18 protein-coding genes are annotated in these 20264 nt (G+C 76.0%); 14 read left to right on the top strand and 4 right to left on the bottom strand.

Annotation, left to right across the window (positions count from 1 at the left end; genetic code table 11):
- Nucleotides 1-61: 61 nt before the first annotated feature.
- The 5 genes from ACI79D_RS08995 (at nucleotide 62) to ACI79D_RS08975 (ending at nucleotide 2971) form a co-directional block, all read left to right on the top strand.
- Complete coding sequence (locus ACI79D_RS08995; protein WP_456918027.1) at nucleotides 62-247, top strand: hypothetical protein; 186 nt, start codon at nucleotides 62-64, stop codon at nucleotides 245-247.
- A 230-nt stretch (nucleotides 248-477) separates the two neighbouring features.
- Nucleotides 478-1305 (top strand): DUF222 domain-containing protein, encoded by an 828-nt coding sequence (locus ACI79D_RS08990; protein ID WP_456918026.1) that lies wholly within the window; start codon nucleotides 478-480, stop codon nucleotides 1303-1305.
- Entirely contained in the window at nucleotides 1302-1688 is a 387-nt protein-coding gene (locus tag ACI79D_RS08985; protein WP_456918025.1) for an HNH endonuclease, read from the top strand. The genes ACI79D_RS08990 and ACI79D_RS08985 overlap by 4 nt, the downstream gene beginning before the upstream one ends.
- Before the next feature lie 108 nt (nucleotides 1689-1796).
- Nucleotides 1797-2510 (top strand): HAD-IA family hydrolase, encoded by a 714-nt coding sequence (locus ACI79D_RS08980; protein WP_456918024.1) that lies wholly within the window; start codon nucleotides 1797-1799, stop codon nucleotides 2508-2510.
- Complete coding sequence (locus ACI79D_RS08975) at nucleotides 2507-2971, top strand: DUF3237 domain-containing protein (protein WP_456918023.1); 465 nt, start codon at nucleotides 2507-2509, stop codon at nucleotides 2969-2971. Before ACI79D_RS08980 ends, ACI79D_RS08975 begins: the two co-directional genes overlap by 4 nt.
- Nucleotides 2972-2978: 7 nt before the next feature.
- On the opposite strand, the gene ACI79D_RS08970 is transcribed toward ACI79D_RS08975, so the two are convergent.
- Nucleotides 2979-3362: a nuclear transport factor 2 family protein gene (locus tag ACI79D_RS08970; protein WP_456918022.1), complete on the bottom strand. Its 384-nt coding sequence runs from the start codon at nucleotides 3360-3362 to the stop codon at nucleotides 2979-2981.
- Between the two features lie 93 nt (nucleotides 3363-3455).
- On the opposite strand from ACI79D_RS08970, the gene ACI79D_RS08965 reads away from it, so the two are divergent.
- Together ACI79D_RS08965 and ACI79D_RS08960 are read left to right on the top strand one after the other, a co-directional pair.
- Nucleotides 3456-4634: an AI-2E family transporter gene (locus ACI79D_RS08965; RefSeq protein WP_456918021.1), complete on the top strand. Its 1179-nt coding sequence runs from the start codon at nucleotides 3456-3458 to the stop codon at nucleotides 4632-4634.
- Complete coding sequence (locus ACI79D_RS08960; protein ID WP_456918020.1) at nucleotides 4631-5026, top strand: YybH family protein; 396 nt, start codon at nucleotides 4631-4633, stop codon at nucleotides 5024-5026. The genes ACI79D_RS08965 and ACI79D_RS08960 overlap by 4 nt, the downstream gene beginning before the upstream one ends.
- 137 nt (nucleotides 5027-5163) lie before the next feature.
- Here ACI79D_RS08960 and ACI79D_RS08955 read toward each other — a convergent pair whose 3' ends face one another.
- Nucleotides 5164-6339 (bottom strand): LLM class flavin-dependent oxidoreductase, encoded by a 1176-nt coding sequence (locus ACI79D_RS08955; RefSeq protein WP_456918019.1) that lies wholly within the window; start codon nucleotides 6337-6339, stop codon nucleotides 5164-5166.
- A gap of 128 nt (nucleotides 6340-6467) precedes the next feature.
- On the opposite strand from ACI79D_RS08955, the gene ACI79D_RS08950 reads away from it, so the two are divergent.
- The gene (locus ACI79D_RS08950; RefSeq protein ID WP_456918018.1) at nucleotides 6468-11015 is read left to right on the top strand and encodes a cation-translocating P-type ATPase; all 4548 of its coding nucleotides are present in this window, start codon (nucleotides 6468-6470) and stop codon (nucleotides 11013-11015) included.
- Nucleotides 11016-11024: 9 nt separating this feature from the next.
- On the opposite strand, the gene ACI79D_RS08945 is transcribed toward ACI79D_RS08950, so the two are convergent.
- On the bottom strand, nucleotides 11025-11876 hold the full coding sequence (locus ACI79D_RS08945; protein WP_456918017.1) for an SDR family NAD(P)-dependent oxidoreductase: 852 nt from the start codon (nucleotides 11874-11876) through the stop codon (nucleotides 11025-11027).
- Nucleotides 11877-12126: 250 nt separating this feature from the next.
- Between ACI79D_RS08945 and ACI79D_RS08940 the strand changes: the two genes are divergently transcribed.
- The 6 genes from ACI79D_RS08940 to ACI79D_RS08915 all read left to right on the top strand — a co-directional run bounded on the left by ACI79D_RS08940 (nucleotide 12127) and on the right by ACI79D_RS08915 (nucleotide 18926).
- Nucleotides 12127-13149 (top strand): ABC transporter substrate-binding protein, encoded by a 1023-nt coding sequence (locus ACI79D_RS08940; RefSeq protein ID WP_456918016.1) that lies wholly within the window; start codon nucleotides 12127-12129, stop codon nucleotides 13147-13149.
- Between the two features lie 72 nt (nucleotides 13150-13221).
- Nucleotides 13222-14850, top strand: coding sequence for a flavin-containing monooxygenase (locus tag ACI79D_RS08935; RefSeq protein ID WP_456918015.1), 1629 nt, complete (start codon nucleotides 13222-13224; stop codon nucleotides 14848-14850).
- Nucleotides 14847-16088, top strand: coding sequence for a cytochrome P450 (locus ACI79D_RS08930; protein WP_456918014.1), 1242 nt, complete (start codon nucleotides 14847-14849; stop codon nucleotides 16086-16088). The genes ACI79D_RS08935 and ACI79D_RS08930 overlap by 4 nt, the downstream gene beginning before the upstream one ends.
- A gap of 58 nt (nucleotides 16089-16146) precedes the next feature.
- The gene (locus tag ACI79D_RS08925) at nucleotides 16147-16677 is read left to right on the top strand and encodes a MarR family winged helix-turn-helix transcriptional regulator (RefSeq protein WP_456918013.1); all 531 of its coding nucleotides are present in this window, start codon (nucleotides 16147-16149) and stop codon (nucleotides 16675-16677) included.
- A gap of 160 nt (nucleotides 16678-16837) precedes the next feature.
- Complete coding sequence (locus ACI79D_RS08920) at nucleotides 16838-17956, top strand: NDMA-dependent alcohol dehydrogenase (protein WP_456918012.1); 1119 nt, start codon at nucleotides 16838-16840, stop codon at nucleotides 17954-17956.
- Nucleotides 17957-17996: 40 nt separating this feature from the next.
- On the top strand, nucleotides 17997-18926 hold the full coding sequence (locus ACI79D_RS08915; protein WP_456918011.1) for a ribonuclease Z: 930 nt from the start codon (nucleotides 17997-17999) through the stop codon (nucleotides 18924-18926).
- Nucleotides 18927-18977: 51 nt separating this feature from the next.
- Here the strand turns inward: ACI79D_RS08915 and ACI79D_RS08910 are convergent, their stop codons facing one another.
- Complete coding sequence (locus ACI79D_RS08910) at nucleotides 18978-20171, bottom strand: hypothetical protein (protein WP_456918010.1); 1194 nt, start codon at nucleotides 20169-20171, stop codon at nucleotides 18978-18980.
- Between the last annotated feature and the right edge of the window lie 93 nt (nucleotides 20172-20264).

Below are 20264 nucleotides of genomic sequence, written 5' to 3'. Positions count from 1 at the left end.
CGGACCGCGACGCGTACGGCACAGTGGGCGTGAGCAGCGCAGGCCTGACCCAGGAGTGGCGATGGGCACCCTCGACCGCGGTCCCTGGGGGGACGGCTCACCGCGACGCGACACCGGGGCGGACTTCCTCGGTCAGCAGTCCAGCGCGGGGAACGACGCCGGCCTGGAGCTGGCGCTGGCGCGGTTGATCCGCTGGTTGGGCCGGCGCCGCACCGGCCGCGGGAAGCCGGCCCCGAGCGAGGAGTAGCGCTCGACGGGTCAGCGCCGGCGCCCTTCCCGGGTTCGTCGGGGTGACCCGTGGCTTCGTGATCGCCGGGACACCGCGGTCGTCGGTCGTGCTGCTGCGGCGGTGCGTCGAGCACGAGTCAAGCCCCTGCGATGATCTGTGGACAGCGCTCTGAGCTGGGGATTCGAGCTGCGGCGGGGGCCTTGCGGCGGTAGACTTCGAACACGTGATCGAACCGTTGGGGAGGTGTCGTGGACGAGCTGACCGCAGCCCTCGACACCCTCGGCGGGGAGGAGCTGGCGCGGTTGTTCGGGCCGGCGCTGCTGGTCCGGCTGCGCGGGCTGTTGTGCGCGCAGAACCGGCTGGCCGCCGAGGTGGCGCGCACGGTGGCCGAGTGCGAGGGCACCGGGGCGGCGGAGTTCGACGGGCTGAAGTCGATGGCGTCGTGGCTGCGCGGGCACGGGCACCTGTCGGTGGCCGAGGCCGGCCGGGTGGTCCGCGCCGGGCGGGCGCTGGAACACCTGCCCGCCGTCGGGGCGGCTTTCGCCGCCGGGGCGGTGACCGAGGGCCAGGTCGCGCTCATCGAGCCGATCACCCGCCCGGAGGCGCAGGCCGCCGCGGCCGCCGCCGGTGCCGACCTCGGCGAGGTGGACGCGGTGCTGGCGCAGGTCGCCGCGGAGCGGCCGCACGACGAGCTGCGGCAGGTGGTGCACCACTACCTGGCCCGCCTCGATCCCGACGGGCCCGAGCCGGATCCGACCGCGGGTCGGCGGCTGACCATCGCCCGCCACGCCGACGGGTCGCTCACGGGCCGGTTCGACCTGGACGCGGTCGGCGGGGAGAAGCTGGCCGCCGCGCTGGAGTCGGTCGTGCAGGCCGGCCGCTGCGCCGCCGACGACCGCTCCCGGCCGCAGCAGCTGGCCGACGCGCTGGTGCAGCTGTGCGACAACGCCTTGGCCGCCGGGTCGCTGCCGCAGCTGCGCGGGCACAAGCCGCAGGTGCTGGTGCAGATCGGCATCGAGGACCTGGTCGACCCGGCCACCGCCTCCGGTGCCGGCACGCTCGCCTCGGGGCGGTGATCTCCGCGGCGCGCGCCCGGTGGCTGGCCTGCGACGGACAGCTCACCCGGATCGTGCTCGGCCCCGACGGGGTCCCGCTGGACTACGGCCGCACCCTCCGCCTCGTCCCGCCCCACCTGCGGCGGGCGGTGGAGGTGCGCGACGGCGGCTGCGTGTTCGCCGGCTGCGGCGCCCCCACCTGGTGGTGCGACGTGCACCACGTGCTGGAGTGGATCCACGGCGGCCACACCAGCCTGGACAACTCCGCTCTCCTCTGCGAGCGGCACCACACCAAGGTGCACCACGGCTTCCGCGTCGAGCGACGACCCGACGGCCGATGGCGCACCTGGCGCCCCGACGGCACCCCGATCCACACCGGCCCACTGCTCCCCGCCGCCGCCTGACCCGCCGCGGGCCCCCCGCGGCCTGACCCGCCGCCGCCTGACCCCGCCCGACCCGATCCCTTCGGTTGCGGAGACTGCACCGAGTGTCGCTGCGGCAGGATCGTTGAGGTGGTCAGCCTGCGCGTCCCCTGTCGAGGGCTGCTCTTCGACGCCGACGGCGTGCTGGTCGACTCCGACGCCAGCGTCGAGCTGTCCTGGTCGCGCTGGGCCCGGGAGCGCGGGCTGGACCCCCGGGCGGTCGCCGCGGTGGTGCACGGGCGACGGACGGCGGACACCGTCGCGCTGCTCGTGGACGAGGCCGGGCGCACCGACGCGCTGGCGGCCATCGACCGCTACGAGGTCGAGGACGCCGCCCGGGTGAGCGCCGTGCCCGGGGCCGCGGACCTGCTCGCGTCCCTGCCCGCCGGGACGTGGGCGGTCGTCACCTCCGGACGCCGGGAACTGGTCACCGCCCGGCTCGCCGCGGCCGGCCTCCCGCTGCCCGCGGTGCTGGTCTGCGCCCAGGACGTCTCCGCGGGCAAGCCCGACCCGGCCGGCTACCGCGCCGCCGCCGAGGCGCTCGGCCGGCCGCCGGGGGAGTGCGCCGTCCTCGAGGACAGCCCGGCCGGGATCGCCGCCGGTCGCGCAGCCGGGGCGACCGTCGTCGGCGTCAGCGAGCGCGCCCTCGACACGGACGTCCCGGTCGTCGTCCGGGACCTGCGCGGCACCTCGTGGGACGCCGACGCGCTGCTGGTCGACCCGGGCGCCCTGCTGCGCGGGTGGTCCGGAGAGGCAGGGCAGGATCGCAGCGACCCGCACCCGACCGCCCCAGGAGAACCGTGACCGTCGTCCCGCCGCCGCTCGAGCACGTGCTGCACCTGGAGGTGACCGTCGACCGGCCGATCGAGATCGGGACGACCCCCGCCGGGCACCGGCGGGTCATCCCGATCACCGGCGGGACGGTGTCCGGGCCGCTGATGACCGGCCGGGTCCTCCCCGGCGGCGCGGACTTCCAGGTCATCCGCACCGAGACCGAGACGGTGGCCGAGGCGCGCTACGTCCTGGAGAGCGACCGGGGCGAGCGGGTGTACGTCGAGAACCTGGGCCTGCGCACCGGCTCGGCCGAGGACGTCGCCCGGCTGCGGCAGGACCTCCCGGTCGACCCGGCGCGCATCTACTTCCGGTCCACGCCCCGCTTCGAGACCGACGCGCCCCGGCTGGCGATGCTCACCTCGCACGTCTTCGTCGGCTCCGGGGTGCGCCACCCCGCCGCGGTGGTCTTCGACTTCTTCCGCGTGGGCTGAGCGGGGGTCAGCGGGGCAGCGACGTCGGCGCGTAGGCCAGCATCCGCCAGCTGCCGTCCGCGCGGGTCCAGACGGCGAGGGCGAGGTTGTCGATGTGCTTCGGCGTGCCGTCCACCACGACGTCCGAGGTCATCCGGCCGATGACGATCGCCGCGTCGCCGGCCACCTCGACCCGCTCGACCGGGTGCTCCGCGCTGCGGTAGACGTAGTAGCCCGTCCTGAGCTTGTCGAGGTACTCGTCCTTGGTGTCGCGCCTGCCGCTGGAGTGGGCGTAGCTCATCCCCGGGGCCAGGAGGGCGTCCAGCGCGGTGAGGTCGCCCTCGACCATCGCCCGGTAGCGGCGGTCCTCCGCCTCGAGCACCGCCTGCACGTCCTCGCTGGTGTCGGCCATGCCCCCATCGTGGCGGGCGGGAACGGCGCCGCGCACGCCGGGTCCCGCCGGCGACCGGTGCCGCCGGCGGGCGGGAGGGTCTAGCGTCCGCGCGTGGACGGCGACGAACGCGCAGGTCCCCGCCGGGGGGAGCCGGCCGCCCGGCGCCCCGCCGACGAGGCCGGCTGGTTCCGGCAGGCCCCGCCCTGGCTGCGGCGCGGCGTGGTCTTCGCGCTCGTCGCGGTCGCCGTCTTCCAGGTGGCCGTGTGGGCCTTCGCCAGCCTGCGCGGCTTCCTCGGGCTGTTGTTCCTCGCCTGGCTGTTCTCCATCAGCGTGGAGCCGGTGGTCGAGCGGCTCACCCGCGCCGGCCTGCGCCGGGGCGCGGCCACCGGCCTGGTCCTGTTCGCGGTGACCGCGCTGGCCGTGGGCTTCCTCGCGGTCTTCGGGACGCTGCTGGTCGACCAGCTCATCGAGCTCCTCCGGGCCCTGCCCGGCGTCGTCGAGGAGGTGGTCCTCTGGGTCAACCGCACCTTCGACTCGTCCTTCCGGCCCAGTGACATCGTCGACTCCCTCGACCTCACGCCGGCGCGGGTGCAGGGCATCCTGTCCGACCTCACCCCGGGTGTCGTCGGCATCCTCACCGCGCTGGTCGGGCTGCTGTTCCAGGGCCTGACGTTCCTGCTCTTCGCCTACTACATGTCCGCGCAGGGCCCGGTGCTGCGCGCCACCGTCGCCCGGTGGTTCCCGCCGCGCCAGCAGCGGGTGATCTCCACGGTGTGGGCGATCGCCGCGCAGAAGACCGGCGGGTACCTCGTGTCCCGCTTCCTCCTGGCCTTCATCAGCGCCTTCGCCACCGGCATCCTCCTGTGGGTCCTCGGCGTCCCGTTCTGGCTGCCGCTGGCGCTGTGGACCGGGGTGGTCTCGCAGTTCATCCCGACGATCGGCACCTACCTGGCCATCGGCGTCCCGGCGCTCATCGCCCTGGCCGGCCAGCCGATCGACGCGGTCTGGGTGGTGGTCTTCGGCGCGGTCTACCAGCAGGTGGAGAACTACCTCCTCGGCCCGCGGATCACCGCGCGCACCGTGGAGATCCACCCCGCGGTCGCGTTCGGGTCGGTCATCGTCGGGGCGGCGCTGTTCGGGCCGATGGGCGCGCTGGTCTCCATCCCCGTCGTCGCCGCGGTCCAGGCGGTGGTCGAGACCTACGGCCGCCGCTACGAGCTGGTGCCCGACGAGGAGGCGGACGGTCGCGCCGATGAGTCCGCCCCGGAGGCGCGGTCGGAACCGGCATGAGCGACGACGCGGCAGCCATCCGCGACCTGGTGACCCGCTGGGCGGCGGCGGTGCACACCGGCGACCTCGACGCGGTCCTCGCCGACCACGCCGAGGACGTCGTCGTGTTCGACGTCCCGCCGCCGGACGACGGCGTCCGCGGGCTGGCCGCCTACCGCGAGATCTGGCCGGCGTTCTTCGCGTGGCAGCGCCAGGGCGCGTCGTTCGAGCTGGTCGAGCTCGACGTCACGGCCGGGTCCGACGTGGCCTACGCCCACGCGCTGCTGCGCTGCGGCACCCCCGAGGAGCTCGCGGAGGCCCCGGGCCGACGGCTGCGGCTGACCCTGGGCCTGCGCCGGGAGGACGGCCGCTGGGTGGTCGCGCACGAGCACCACTCGTTCCCGCTGCCCTGACCCGCCGGCCGCCCCGGGGAGCGGCCAGCGGGCGGGCGGGCAGGGGGATGATGAGCCCCGTCGGGCCGCCCTGGGCCTCGGCCCCCCGCAGGGTCCCGCCGCGAGCTCGCGAGCGGTGGGGGGCAGGGGGTCCTTTCTCAGTGCTCGGCCTTCTCCTTCTCGTACCGCTCGGTCATCGTGGCCACCGCCTGCATCTGCTGGGCCGCGTAGTCCTCCCGCTTGCCGCTGGCGTACTCCTTCCAGTCCAGCGTCTGCTGCGCGTGGCTCACCTCGCCGCCCTGGAAGTGCGGCACGACGCGCTGGGCGATCAGTTCCCACGACCGCTTGGTGGCCTGCGGGTTGGCCCACTCGTGGCCGAGCAGCAGCATGCAGCCGAACCCGCCGGACTGGTCCCACAGCCGCTGCACCTGGGCGCGGGCGTCCTCGACGGTGCCGATCGCACCGATGCCGGCCTCGTTGATGAAGTCGATCATCTCCTTGGCGTCGCCGCCCTCGACCGCCATCTGCGGGAAGGCCGCGGTCTTCTGAAAGTACCGGAACCAGGTCTCGATGCCGTACTGGACGTCGGCGTAGGCCTGCTCCCGCGTCTCGGCGACGTGCATCAGCCCGACCAGCCGCCAGTCGCGCCGTGACACCGTCTGGCCGAAGTGCTCGGCCCGCTCCTGGACGACGTTCCAGTGGTGGGCGAGCGCGTCGAAGCCCTCCTTGGTGAGGGTCGCCCCGATGGAGAGCAGCCCGATGCCGTGCTGGCCGGCCATGCGGGGCCCGGTGGGAGAGGCGACCGCCGCGACGGCCACCTCGAAGCGCGGCTCGGTGTAGGGCCGCAGGTGCAGTCGGGCGTTGACCAGCTCGTGCGTGCGGGTCTTCTGGGTGACGGTCTCCCCGCGCAGCAGCCGCATGATGATGTCGAGGTCGACCTCGAGCAGCTCGCGGGTGTCGGTCGGGTTGAGCCCCAGCATCATCGAGTCGGTGGGCAGGGAGCCGGGGCCGCAGCCGAGCATCGCCCGCCCCCGGGTGAGGTGGTCGAGCAGCACCATGCGCTCGGCCACCCACAGCGGGTTGTGGTAGGCGATCGAGGTGACGCCGGTGCCGAGCTTGATGTGCCGGGTCCGCTCCGCCGCCGCGGCGATGAAGATCTCCGGCGAGGCGATGATCTCGGTCCCCGCTGAGTGGTGCTCGCCGATCCACGCCTCGTCGTAGCCGAGGCGGTCCAGGTGCTCGACCAGTTCCAGGTCCCGCTGCAGGGCCAGCGTCGGGTTCTCCCCGGCGGGGTGGAACGGGGCGAGGAACGTGCCGAAGCGCAGCCTGTCCATGGGTCCTCCAGGAGTCGGGGCGGTCGGCCGAAAGTAACGTGGATCACACCGCAGACGGGAGATCCGCTCGTCGAGCCGATCCCGTTCCGGCGGCGTAGCGTTCCGGCACCACCGTTCGAGGGACGCCCATGGGCCTGCTCCGCCGGATCGACGCCGCACGCGGCGCCGCGGGCGCGGCTGCCCGCCTCGGCATCGGCCTGGCCGCCGCCCCCGCGCTGGTCACGGCCGGCCTGCTGGGCGGACCGGCGCGGGCCACCGTGCGGACTGCGGGCGAGGTCACCACCGCGGCAGTCGGCGTCGGCCGCCGACTGGCCCACACCGCGGCGGTCACCGGGGCCCGCACCGTCGGCACCGTGCTCACCGGCGCCGACCCTGTCCCCGACGGGCACCTGCACTCGCTGCTCGACGCCGCCAGGGGCATGGTCGAGCCGCCGAAGCACCGGCACACCCGGCGGGTGTGGGCCGACCGCGGGCACGTCCAGCTGGAGGTGTGCGCCCCCTCGGTCGAGGAGCAGCCGGAGGTGCGCCGGGCGCTGCGCCGCCAGCTCGAGCGGCTCGAGGGTGTCCAGTGGGCGACGGTCAACGACGTCGTCGGCCGGGTCTTCGTCGCGTTCGACGAGCGCCGGGTGGGCATCGGGGACGTCGTCGGCGCGGTGACCGCCATCGAGCAGGCCCGGGGTGGTGCGCAGGTCTTCCCCGAGTCGGTGGAGCACCCGGCCGATCTCGAGCCGCTGCTCGCCGCGGCCGTGGCGGCCGCCGTCGACACCGCCTCGGTCGGCGTCGCCTACCTGGCCAAGGTGCTGCCGATCCCGGCGGTGTCCCGGCACGTCACCCTCGCCATCGCCCTGCTCGACAGCCAGCGCTGGGTCCGGTCCAACCTGGAGAAGCGGGTCGGTGTCATCGGCACCGACCTCGTGTTCAACGGGACGAGCGCGTTCCTGCACGCGCTGACGCAGAGCCCGGCCATCCCGGCGCTCAACGCCGCGGCCGCCATCCAGCAGGTGGCGGAGCTGCGCGCCCGCCGCCAGGTGTGGCAGCGCCGCGAGGCGGAGCTGTGCGGCCCCGAGCCGGAGGACGAGAGCGAGCCGCTCACCCCGCCCGGGAAGCGCCCCCAGCCACTGCCGGACGGGCCCGTCGAGACCTACCGCGCCCGCCTGGAGCCGATCTCGCTCGCCGCCGCGCTGGGGATGCTGCCGCTCACCGGCAGCCCCGGGCGGGCGGCGGACATGCTCAAGTCGCAGAACCCCAAGGCCGCGGGCCTGGGCCGGGAGTCCTTCGGCGCCACGCTGGACCTGCTGATGTGCCGGCGCGGGGTCCTGCCGCTGGACGGCGCGGCCTACCGGCGGCTCGACCGCGTCGACACCGTCGTCCTCGACGCCGCGACCCTGTGCACCGGCCCGCCCGTCGTCATCGAGGCGACCGCCACCGCCGAGGGCTGGGACGACGCCGCCGTGTGGACCGCCGCGGTGCGGCTGCTGGGCGAGCACGACGCCGCGCCCGACGGCGACGACGACGGCGAGCCCCGGGTCCGGCTGGGCCCGGCGCGCACCGCGGACGGCGCCGAGGGCGGCGAGGTCCGCAGCCTGCTGCGCGGGCGCCGCCGGGTGGGCGTGGTGACCATCGCGCCGGAACTCGACCCGCACGCCGAGGCCCTGATGGCCGCAGCCTCCGAGGCCGGCCACCGGCTGGTGCTGCCGCGGCACGTCGGCACCCGCGAGGTCGCCGGCGCCGCCGACGAGGTGGCGCCCGCCGAGGAGCAGCTGGTCGAGACCGTGCGGCGGCTGCAGGCCGAGGGGCGGGCGGTGCTGCTCGTGTCGGCCACGGACGGCCCGGCGCTGATGGCCGCCGACGTCGCGATCGCCCCCGTCGTCCCGGGGTGCGCCCCCGCCTGGGGTGCGGACCTGGTCACCGGGGCCGGCCTGGTCGACGCGTGCGCTCTCGTCGCCGCCACGGTCCCGGCCCGGTCGGTCAGCCGCCGGTCGGTGACCACCGCCGTGACCGGCAACGTGCTGGGCGGGCTGCTCGCCGCGGTCGGCAGCGCCCGGTACGGGCAGGCCAAGGCGACCGCGCCCGGCAAGACGGCGAGCACCGCCACGCTGGTCGACGGCGCGCTCACCGCGGTCCGCGCCGCCCGGCGGCCGGTACCACCGCCGTCGGTGCACACCCCGTGGCACGCGCTGGACCCCGACGACGTCCTCGCCCGGCTGGCCGACCTCCCGCAGCAGCCCGACGGGCCGGACGGGCGGGTCCCCGGGGCGGTGCGGGTGGTGCGGTCCCTGCCGGTGGTGCGCGTGCCCGCCCGCTTCCTGCGGACCGTGGCCGCCGAGCTCGCCGACCCGCTCACCCCGGTGCTGGCCACCGGCGCCGGCGCCACCGCCGCCCTCGGGGAGAACACCGACGCGCTGCTGGTCGGCGGGGTCACGGTGATGAACGCCCTGGTCAGCGGGTTGCAGCGGCTCCGCGCCGAGACCGCCCTGGAGGCGCTGCTGCTCGAGCAGGACGTCACCGTCCGGCGGGAGGTCGACGGCCGGTGTGAGGACGTCCCCGCGAGCGCGCTGCGGGTCGGGGACGTCGTCTGCGTGGCCGCCGGGGACGTGGTGGCCGCCGACGCCCGGCTGCTGGAGGCGAACGACCTCGAGGTCGACGAGTCCAACCTGACCGGCGAGTCCCTCCCGGTGGCCAAGACGGTGCCGGCCACACCGGGGGCCGACGTCGCCGACCGCACCTGCGTGCTGCACGACGGCACCACCGTGGTCGCCGGCAGCGGCCGGGCCGTCGTCGTCGCCGTCGGGTCGGCCACCCAGGCCGGCCGCGCCGCCCGCGCCGCCGGCGGGGCCGCACCCCCGGTCGGCGTCCAGGCCCGGCTGGCCGAGCTCACCCGGGCGGTGCTGCCGCTCACCCTCGCCGGCGGGGCGGCGGTGACGGCGCTGGGTGTGCTGTGGCGCCGTCCGCTGCGGGAGGCGGTCGCCGCCGGCGTCGCCGTCGCCGTGGCCGCCGTCCCGGAGGGGCTGCCGCTGGTCGCCACCGTGGCGCAGCAGGCCGCGGCGCGGCGGCTGTCGCGCCGCGGTGCGGTGGTCCGCAGCGCGCGCGTGCTGGAGGCGCTCGGCCGGGTCGACACGGTGTGCTTCGACAAGACCGGGACGCTGACGGAGAACCGGCTGCGGCTGGTCCGGCTGCTGCCGCTGGGCGAGGGCGCCGACGCCTCCGACGAGGACGACGTGCTGCGCCTGGCCGCCGCGGGCGTGGCCAACGGCGACGCCCGGGCGCACGAGACCGACCGGGCGGTGGTCGAGGCCGCGCAGGAACGCGGGGTGGACCCGGACGGCGCGGCGCAGGCCTGCGTGCCCTTCGCCGCCGACCGCGGCTTCTCCGCGGCGGTCCGGGACGGCCGGCTGCTGGTGAAGGGCGCGCCGGAGGTGGTCGCGGCGCGCTGCGCGGGGTCGCCGGACGTGCGGTCGGCGGTACAGGAGCTGGCGGCCGACGGGCTGCGGGTGCTCGCCGTGGCCGACCGCGACCTGGACGGCGTCCCCGACGACCTGGAGGCCGCGGCGCACGACCTGCGGCTGCGCGGGCTGGTCGGCCTGGCCGACACGCTGCGGGAGTCGTCGGTGACCGCGATCGAGCAGCTGCGCGCCGCCGGCGTCCGGGTGGTGCTCGCCACCGGCGACCACCCGGAGACCGCCGGGGCGATCGCCGCGCAGGCCGGCGTGCCCGGCGCCGACCGGGTGGTCACCGGCGCCCAGTTCGCCCGGGCGTCGGACAGCGAGCGGGCGCGGATGGTCCGGGAGGGCGCGGTCTTCGCCCGGCTCTCCCCGGAGCAGAAGGTCTCCCTGGTCAGCGCACTGCGCCGCGCCGGGGCCACGCTGGCGATGACCGGCGACGGGGTGAACGACGCCGCCGCGATCCGGCTGGCCGACGTGGGCATCGGCGTCTCCGGAGCCGAGTCCCCGGCCGCACGGGCCGCGGCGGACCTGGTCCTCACCGACCTCGACCTGACCCGGCTGGTGGACGCCATCGGCGAGGGCCGGGCCATGTGGCGGCGGGTCCGTGACGCGGTGTCCATCCTGGTCGGCGGCAACGCCGGCGAGGTGGCCTTCACCGTCCTCGGCACCGCGTTCGGGGGGCGCGCGCCGCTGGGCACCCGCCAGTTGCTGCTGGTCAACCTGCTCACCGACATGTTCCCGGCGCTCGCCGTCGCGGTGGCCTCCCCGCGGGCGGCGGTCCTGGAGCAGTCGGAGGGGCCGCTGGCCGGGCACCCGCTGGAAGCCGTGCTGCGCGCCGGGCCGCAGCGCGGGTTCTCCCAGGGCGTCCGGCGGATGGTCGTGGTCCGCGGCGCGGCCACCGCGGCCGGCGCCACCGGGGCGTGGGCGGCCGGCCGGCTCACCGGTCCCGCCGGGCGGGCGGGGACGATGGGCCTGGCCGCCCTCATCGCCACCCAGCTGGGCCAGACCGCCTGGGCCGGACGGCGCAGCCCGCTGGTGCTGGCCACCGCCGCCGGGTCGCTGGCGGTGCTGGTCGCGCTCGTCTCCACACCCGGCGTCAGCCGGTTCTTCGGCTGCACCCCGCTGGACCCGCTGACCTGGGGCGTCGTCCTGGGCTGGGCCGCCGCCGGCACCGTGGGGGCCGAGGTCGTCCCGGCCCTGCTGCAGCGGTACGGCGCCCGGGCGGGCGGCTGACTGCCCGGCTCACCAGCTCAGCGGGGGAGTGGGCGGGCCGCCGGCCAGGACCTCCTCGGCGCGCCGGCGGATCGCGGTGTCGCGGGCTGCGTTGGTGAGCACGTAGAACCGCCCGGTCCGGATCGCGTCCACGACGAGGTCGGCCACCTCGTCGGGCTCCCGCGGCGGCGCGGAGCGGGCCTGCAGCTCCGCGCGGGCGGCCTGGGTGACGCTGCCCTCGTCCGTGGTCGGCCCCGCGTGTGCCGGCCGGTTGCGGGAGGAGGTGTCGAAGTTGGTGCGCACCGCGCTCGGGCAGAGCACGGTGACCCCGACGTGGGAGCCGGTCTCGCGCAGCTGGAAGTGCAGCGACTCGGTCAGCGCCACGACCGCGTGCTTGGACGCCCCGTAGGCGCCGAGCGAGCCGGCGAACAGCCCGAAGACCGAGCTGGTGTTGACCACGTGGGCGACGTCCTGCTGCTGCAGCACCGGCAGGAAGGCCCGCACGCCGTGCACCACGCCCCACAGGTTCACGCCGAACACCCACTCCAGCTCGGCGAGCGGGACCTCCCACAGCGGGTCCTGCGAGCCGCCGACGCCGGCGTTGTTGCACAGCAGGTGCACCGCGCCGAAGGCCCCCAGCGCGGCGTCGCGCAGGGCCTCCACCGAGGCCGGGTCGGAGACGTCGGTGACCACCGGCAGCACCTCGGCACCGGCCGCGGCCAGCTCGGCGGCCGCGGCACGGAGCACCGGCGCCTCGACGTCGGCCATGACCACGCGCATGTCGTCCGCGGCGAAGCGCCGCACCATCGCCAGCCCGATGCCGCTGGCCGCACCGGTCACCACCGCCACCCGCCCCGCGGCCACGACGCCGTCAGCGCCCACCCTGCACCCCGCTCCCGCGCGGCTGCCCGCGCCGTCGACGACCGGCGGGGAGTCCGACGGCCGGTTGCGTTCGCAACTGTGCTGCGCGACCACGGGGCCGTCAAGCGCCGGAACGGTGCCGCAGCGCCGCAGGGAATCCCGCGGCGTGTGGCGTTGTGACTGCAACTCCGCTCTTGACAGCAGCTGTGACGCGGGCCACGTTGGGCGCCACTGCCGGCCACCGTGCGGGCCCCCACGAGAGCGAGGCGACATGCGCGTCCCCAGGCACCGCAGCTCCGGGCCCGGTGCGGCCCTGGCGCTCACCGCGGCCGCGTCCCTGCTGCTCGCCGCCTGCGGCGGCGACGACGAGCCGGCGTCCACCGGCGCGTCGGCGACGTCGGGCTCCGCGTCCGCCGAGCCGACCACGGTGGAGGTCGGGGTCATCCCGGTGTCCGACGTGGCCGTCCTCTACCTCGGCCAGGAGAAGGGCTTCTTCGAGGACCGCGGTCTCACGCTGCACTTCAACACCGGGCAGGGCGGCGCGGCCCTGGTCCCCTCCGTGGTCAGTGGCGAGTACGACTTCGCGTTCAGCAACGTGATCTCGGTGATGCAGGCTCGCGAGCAGGGGCTGCCGCTGACGATCATCGCGCCCGCGGCCGCCGCCACCGGCGACCCCGAGGTCGGCATCAACATGCTCATGGCGGTCGACCCGGCGATCCAGGACGCCGGGGACCTCGAGGGCCGCACGGTCGGCGTCAACACCCTGAACAACCTCTCCGAGGCGCTGCTCGAGGTGTCGGTCGAGGCCGACGGCGCGGACCCGGCGAAGGTCCAGCTCGCCGAGATGTCCTTCCCCGACCAGGTCACCGCGCTGGCCTCCGGTGACATCGACGCCTTCGTCTGCGCCGAGCCGTTCTGCAGCATGGCCGCCGACGCAGGCGCCCGGGTGATCGCCAACCCCTACGACGACCTGGCGCCCGGGGAGCAGATCGTCTCCTCGTCGTACTTCGCCACCGAGCAGCAGATCGCCGAGGACCCCGACCTCTACCAGCGCATCCAGGAGTCGATCCAGGAGTCCCTGGAGTACGCCGCCGACCACCCCGACGAGATCCGCGCCCAGCTGCCCACCTACACCCAGCTGGACCCCGCCCTCATCGAGTCGATGGGACTGCCGGCCTTCAAGTCCGGCCTCGAGCCCCAGGAGCTCGCGCCGCTGGCCGACGCCGCGGTGCACTTCGGCATCGTCGACCAGGAGCCCGACCTCGACCGGGTGGTCTGGACGCCGGACAACTGACCGCAGGGGGCGGCGGCGCAGCACGTGCCGCCCCTGCGCCGTCCCCACTGGACCCGACCCGAGGAGACGACCGTGGCTCCCACCACCGATCGCCCGCAGCCGGACGTCGTCATCGTCGGCGCCGGGCTGGCTGGGTTGTACATGGTCCACCGCGTGCGCGGACTGGGCCTGTCGGTCCGCGTCATCGAGGCCGGCGACGGCGTCGGCGGCACCTGGTACTGGAACCGCTACCCCGGCGCGCGCTGCGACGTGCCGAGCCTCGAGTACTCCTACTCGTTCGACCCGCAGCTCGAGCAGGAGTGGGAGTGGAGCGAGCGCTACGCCACCCAGCCGGAGATCCTGCGCTACATCGAGCACGTCGCCGACCGGTACGACCTGCGCCGGGACATCACCTTCGGCACCCGCGTGGTGTCGGCCGCCCGGGACGACGCGGCCAACCGCTGGGTGCTCACCACCGACACCGGGGAGCGCGTCACCTGCACCTGGCTCGTGACCGCGGCCGGCTGCCTGTCGGCCCCGAAACCGCCGGAGATCCCCGGCGTGGACTCCTTCGCCGGGCCGATCTGGTCCACGAGCAACTGGCCGCACGAGGGCGTGGACGCCGGCGGCCTGCGGCTCGGCGTCGTCGGGACGGGCTCGTCGGGCATCCAGGCGATCCCGGTCCTGGCCGAGCAGGCGGCGTCGGTGACGGTCTTCCAGCGGACGGCGAACTACAGCCTCCCGGCGCGCAACGCCCCGCTCGACCCGGATCACCAGCAGCAGTGGAAGGCCCGGTACCGCGAGCACCGGGCGGCGGTCCTGCAGGCCCGGACGGGGATCCTCGTCGAGCGCGGCACCCGGTCGGCCCTGGAGGTGGACCCGGGGGAGCGGGCCCGGCGCTACGAGCAGTGCTGGGACGCCGGCCTGTTCGCGTGCCTGCCGGCGTCCTACACCGACATCATCACCGACCCGGCGGCCAACGAGACCGCGGCGGAGTTCGTCCGCGGCAAGATCCGCGAGATCGTTCGCGACCCCGACGTCGCGGAGAAGCTCGTGCCGCGGGGCTACCCGCTCGGGACCAAGCGGATCTGCCTCGACACCGGCTACTACGACACCTTCAACCGCCCGCACGTCTCCCTGGTGGACCTGCGCGAGACGCCGATCGTCGAGGTGACCCCGCGCGGGATCCGCACCTCCGAGTGCCATCACGAGTTCGACGCCCTGGTCTTCGCCACCGGCTTCGACGCGGTCACCGGCCCGCTGCTGCGCATGGACATCCGGGGCCGCGACGGGGTCGCCCTCCGGGACCACTGGGCGGAGGGGCCGCGGACCTACCTGGGCCTGCAGGTCGCCGGCTTCCCCAACATGTTCACGATCACCGGTCCGGGCAGCCCGTCGGTCGTCAGCAACGTGATCGTCTCCATCGAGCAGCACGTCGACTGGATCGCCGAGTGCCTGCGCCACGTGCGCGAGCACGACGTCGACACCATCGAGCCCGATCCCGAGGCCGAGGCCGCCTGGACACGGCACGTGCAGGAGGTGGCGGCCGGGACGCTGTACCCGCAGGCGCCCTCGTGGTTCGTCGGCGCGAACGTGCCGGGCAAGCCGCGGGTGTTCATGCCCTACCTCGGTGGCGTGCCGACCTACCGGCAGCGCTGCGAGGAGGTCGTCGCCGCCGGCTACGACGGGTTCCTCCTGGAGCGGCGGGCGGTGCACGCGTGACCGTCGACGACGACCTGGGGCTCAGCGCGCCGGAGACCGACCTCGACCCGTTCTCCGACGAGTCCCTCGCCGACCCGGTGCCGTGGCAGACCCGGCTGCGCGAGACGGCGCCGGTGGTGCGCCTGGCCCGGTACGGCTGCTACGTGGTCAGCCGGCACGCCGACGTGAAGGCGGTGCTGCGGAACTGGACCGACTTCGAGTCCTCCGCCGGGACCGGCCTGCAGAACTACCGCGAGGAACCCTCCTGGCGCCCGCGCAGCCTGCTGCTCGAGACCGACCCGCCCGAGCACGAGGAGTACCGCCGCGCGGTCGACCCGCTGGTGTCGCCGCGGGCCCTGCAGGAGCACCGCCCGCGGTTCGCGGCCACGGCCGCCGCGCTGATCGACGGGCTGCTGGCCCGGCGGGACGTGGACGCCGTCACCGACCTGGCCGAGCCCTACGTCGTCGGGGTCTTCGCCGACGTCGTGGGCCTGCCCGAGCAGGGGCGGGAGCACCTGCTGCCCTACGGGCGCTCGCTGTTCAACAGCTTCGGCCCGCTCAACGACCGGTTCCGGCGGACGCAGGAGGCCGCGGCGGGAGCCACCGGCTGGGTGCTGGACCGGTGCCGACGCGAGGAGTTGTCCCCGAGCGGGCTGGGTGCGCGGATCTGGGCGCTGACCGACGACGGCACGGTCTCCGAGGACGAGGCACCGGTGCTCGTGCGCTCCCTGCTCGGCGCCGGGCTGGACTCGACGGTCACCGGGATCGCCGCCACCGTGTGGCAGCTGGCCGCGCACCCCGACCAGTGGGCGCTGCTGCGCGCCGACCCCGGCCTGGCCCGGCACGCCTTCGAGGAGACCCTGCGCCTGGACTCCCCGGTGCAGAACGTCTTCCGGACCACGACCCGCGACGTCGTCGTCGACGGCGTCCGGATCCCGGCCGGCGAGAAGGTGATGCTGCTGCTCGCCGCGGCCGACACCGACCCCCGCCGGTACGACGAACCGCTGTCCTTCCGCCTGGAGCGGCGCGGCCACGGCCAGCTCGACCTCGGCCTCGGCGTCCACCAGTGCATCGGCCAGCACGTCGCCCGCGCGGAGGTGGAGGTGCTGCTCCAGGAGCTGGCCGCGCGGGTCGGGACGCTGGCCCTGCGGGGAGAGGGCGAGCGGGAGCTGAACAACTCGCTGCGGGCCTGGCGCAGCGTGCCGCTGTCGCTGACCCCGGCGACCGAGGCCGAGGGGGCGCCCCGTGCGGCCCACTAGCCTGGCCACCGGCAGCGAGACGACACGGGCGCAGCGTGTCCAGGAGGGCCGGGGGGACATGTCCGGATCCGTGCGCCGGCGGCCCATGAGCCCCCGGATCGACCGCGACCGCTACCTGCCGTACTACCTCGGGGTCATCGCCAACGCGCTGTCCTCGTCCGCTTCGCAGGTGTACCTGCGGGAGTTCGGCATCGGGGTCAACGACTGGCGGGTGATCTCCCACCTCGGCATGGAGCCCGGCTGCACCGCCCAGGTGATCAGCAACGTGCTGCAGGTGGACAAGTCGGTGGTCAGCCGCAGCGTCAAGACGCTGGTGGACCGCGGGCTGGTCGCCGCCGAGAGCACCCCGGGCTTCCGACGTCTCTACCTGACCGGCGCCGGCGCGGCGCTGCACAAGGAGATGGTCCCCGTGGCCCTCCAGCGGGAGCGCCTCCTGGTCGACGGGCTCGAGCCCGCCGAGATGGAGCAGCTGCTCGCCCTGCTGCGCCGGCTGCACGCCAACCTGCCGGCCCTCACCGCCTACGACCCCCGGCAGCCGGGGGAGGCCGACGAGGCGGGCGGAGCACCCCTCGCCGCCGCCGGCGGCTGAGCACCCTCGCCGCCGCCGGCGGCTGAGCACCCTCGCCGCCGCCGGCGGCTGAGCACCCTCGCCGCCGCCGGTGGCTGAGCACCCACCACGAGCACCGCACCACGGGCGCCGCACGACCACCCACCGACACCACCGCACGACACCAGGGAGCACATCGAGCATGAGGACGCGGGCCGCGATCATCCGGGAGCCGGGCAAGCCCTGGGAGGTCACCGAGCTGGAGCTGGACGAGCCGCAGCCGGAGGAGGTGCGCGTCCGCTTCGCCGTCTCCGGCATGTGCCACTCCGACGAGCACCTGCGCACCGGGGACAGCGTCGCCCGGCTGCCGATGGTCGGCGGCCACGAGGGCGCCGGTGTCGTCGAGGCGGTCGGCTCGGCGGTGCGCCGGGTGGCCGTGGGCGACCACGTCGTCTGCTCGTTCATCCCCGCCTGCGGGGTCTGCCGGTACTGCTCGACCGGGCACCAGAACCTCTGCGACCGGGGCGCGGAGATGGCCACCGGGAAGCTCGCCGACGGCGGCTTCCGGTTCCACGACGACGCGGGCAACGACCTCGGCGGGTTCTGCATGCTGGGCACGTTCAGCCAGCGCGCGGTGGTCCAGGAGGCCTCCGTCGTGCGCATCGACGAGGACATCCCGTTCGAGGTCGCCGCGCTCGTCGGGTGCGGCGTGCCCACCGGCTGGGGGTCCTCGGTGAACGTGGCGAAGGTGGCCCCCGGCGACACCGTCGTGGTCTTCGGCGCGGGCGGGGTCGGGATGAACGCCGTCCAGGGTGCGGCCTACGCCGGCGCGCGGAACCTCGTCGTCGTCGACCCGGTGGCGTTCAAGCGGGAGAAGGCGCGCGAGTTCGGCGCCACCCACACCTTCGCCGACGCCGGCGAGGCGCACGAGGCCGTCGTCGAGATGACCCGCGGCCAGCTCGCCGACCACGCGATCTGCACCGTCGGCGTGCTCACCGCCGAGGTCGTCTCGGCCGCCGCGGCGATCGTCGGCAAGGGCGGCCAGGTCACCGTCACCTCGGTGGGGCGGACCGGGGAGAACCAGATCCAGCTCGCGGCCGGCGGCGGGGTCGTCGGCTACCAGCGGCGGATCCAGGGGCACATCTTCGGGATGAGCAACCCGCTCTACGACATCCCCCGGCTGCTCACCCTCTACCGCGAGGGCCGGGTCAAGCTCGACGAGCTGATCAGCCGCCGGTACACGCTCGACGAGGTCAACCAGGGCTACCAGGACCTCGACGAGGGCAAGATCATCCGGGGCATCATCCTCCACGACAGCTGACCGGCGGCACCGTCGCGCCGGCGGCACTACCGTCGCCGGCGTGACGGTCCGCGAGCTGGTCGTCCTCGGCACCGCCAGCCAGGCGCCGACCCGGACCCGCAACCACAACGGCTACCTGCTCCGCTGGGACGGCGAGGGCCTGCTGTTCGACCCCGGCGAGGGCACCCAGCGGCAGATGCTGCTGGCCGGCGTGCCCAGCAGCGCGGTCACCCGGATCTGCCTGACCCACTTCCACGGCGACCACTGCCTGGGCGTGCCCGGGGTCGTGCAGCGGATGTCGCTGGACCGGGTCCCGCACCCGGTGCACGCCCACTTCCCGGCGTCCGGCCGCGAGTACTTCGCCCGGCTGCGCGCCGCGTCGGTCTTCCACGACGTGCTCGACCTGCGCGAGGTGCCGCTGACCGGCGACGGGCCGGTGGCCGCCGGACCCTCGTGGACGCTGGAGGCCCGCCGGCTCGACCACCTGGTGGAGGCCTTCGGGTACCGGCTGGTCGAGCCCGACGGCCGCCGGATGCTCCCCGGCGAGCTGGCCCGCGCCGGGATCTCCGGGCCGGACGTGGGGCGGCTGCAGCGCGAGGGCCGCCTGGACGTCGGCGGCCGGGTCGTGCACCTGGCCGAGGTGAGCGCGCCGCGGCCGGGGCAGCGGGTGGCCTTCGTCATGGACACCCGGCTGTGCGACGCCGTCTTCTCCCTCGCCGAGGGCGCCGACCTGCTGGTGGTCGAGTCGACCTTCCTCGAGGAGGACGCCGCGCTGGCCTCCGCCTACGGCCACCTCACCGCCCGGCAGGCGGCCACCGTGGCCGCCCGGTGCGGGGTGCGCCGGCTGGTGCTCACCCACTTCTCCCAGCGGTACCCCGACCCGGCCCGCTACCGGGACGAGGCGGCGGCGGTCTTCGACGGCGACCTGGTCGTCGCCGACGACCTGCAGACCGTGGCCGTGCCGCGCCGGCGGGACCCGGGCGCCGGCTGAGGCTGTCGCTCCGCGGCATGATCACGTTCGACCGACCCGGTCGGCCGCCGGTCAGCGCACCGGCCCGCCGCCGTAGTCGCCGAACGGCGTGACGGGCGCGGCCGCGACCGGGACCTCGGCCAGGGCCCGGCCGGCCGCGTCCAGGGTGCGCACCGTCCGCGCGCCCTCGGGCAGCCGCGCCACCGCGCCGCCGCCGGACAGCGGCAGCGCGGTGAGCACCCCGCCGCGCCGGTCCAGGACGGCGGCCTGCACGGCGTCGGGCGGAGCGGCCACCACCAGCCAGCGGCCGTGCTCGTCGGGCAGCGCGCAGGTCCGCGCGACCACCAGGCCGGCGACCGCGGTCGTCCCCGGCGGGGTCGACACGCCGCACGGGGTGGCCCGCGTGCCGCTCTCCGCCCACGTCGTCACCAGCAGGCCGCCGCCCGGGCTGCGGCCGACCAGGACGGCGACCGTCCCGGGGACCCGGTGCAGCGGCAGCGGCCCCGACCACAGCAGCTGCGGCTCCAGCGACTCCGGCGTCGTGCCCAGCGGCCCGGCGAGGTCGGCGAGGGCGGCCGCGACGACCGCGGGGGCCGGCCGGACCGGGACCGGCCGCAGCGGCTCGAGGTCGGGCGCGGCGGCGGCCGGCGGCGCCGCGGTGGCGCGCTCGGGAGCGGACCGGTCCACGACCCGCCCCTCCCGGCGCACCCGGACGCTCGCGCCGGCGCCGGCCCCCTCCACCGGGACGACCGCCACGCCGTCGTCGGCCACCACCGGCCGGTAGGTGCGGGCGACCGTTCCGCGGGGGCCCACCTGCAGCCGCGGGGACACCTCCACCGCGTCGTCCCGGCCGGCGACGACGACCAGTGTCGCGGTCCCCGGCTCGCCGAGGAGCAGCGACGCGGGGCGCCCCGGCCCCAGGTGCGGGGGCACGTGCGCGACCAGGTCCCCGGCCGCGGCGCCGGCCGGCCCGGTGAGCCACACGCCGCGCAGGTCCTCGTCGACCGTGCCCGCGACCAGCGCGACCCGGCCCGACGCCGTGTCGGTGGCCAGGACGACCTGCCGCTCGGCGATCGGCGGCGCCACAAGCGGCCCCCAGTCCCGCCGGCGGAGGGCCTCGACGAAGCCGCGGTCGCCGGCGAGCGTGCCGCGGGTCGGCTCGGCGAGGACGGCGGCGTCGGCGGCCATCGGGGCGGGGTCGAGCGGGGGCGCGGGCGCCGGCCCCCGGAGGGCCAGCGGGACGCCGACGGCCGCCGCCCCCAGCACCGCGGTCGCCGCCGCGGCCCGCCCCCCGCCGCCCCCCCCCCCGGCCGGGGCGGGGGCGGGCCACCCCCCCCCGGGGTCCACCCCCCCCCGGCC

The sequence above is a fragment of the Geodermatophilus sp. SYSU D00708 genome (assembly GCF_054050115.1).
This window is presented reverse-complemented; position numbering and strand designations above follow the sequence as displayed.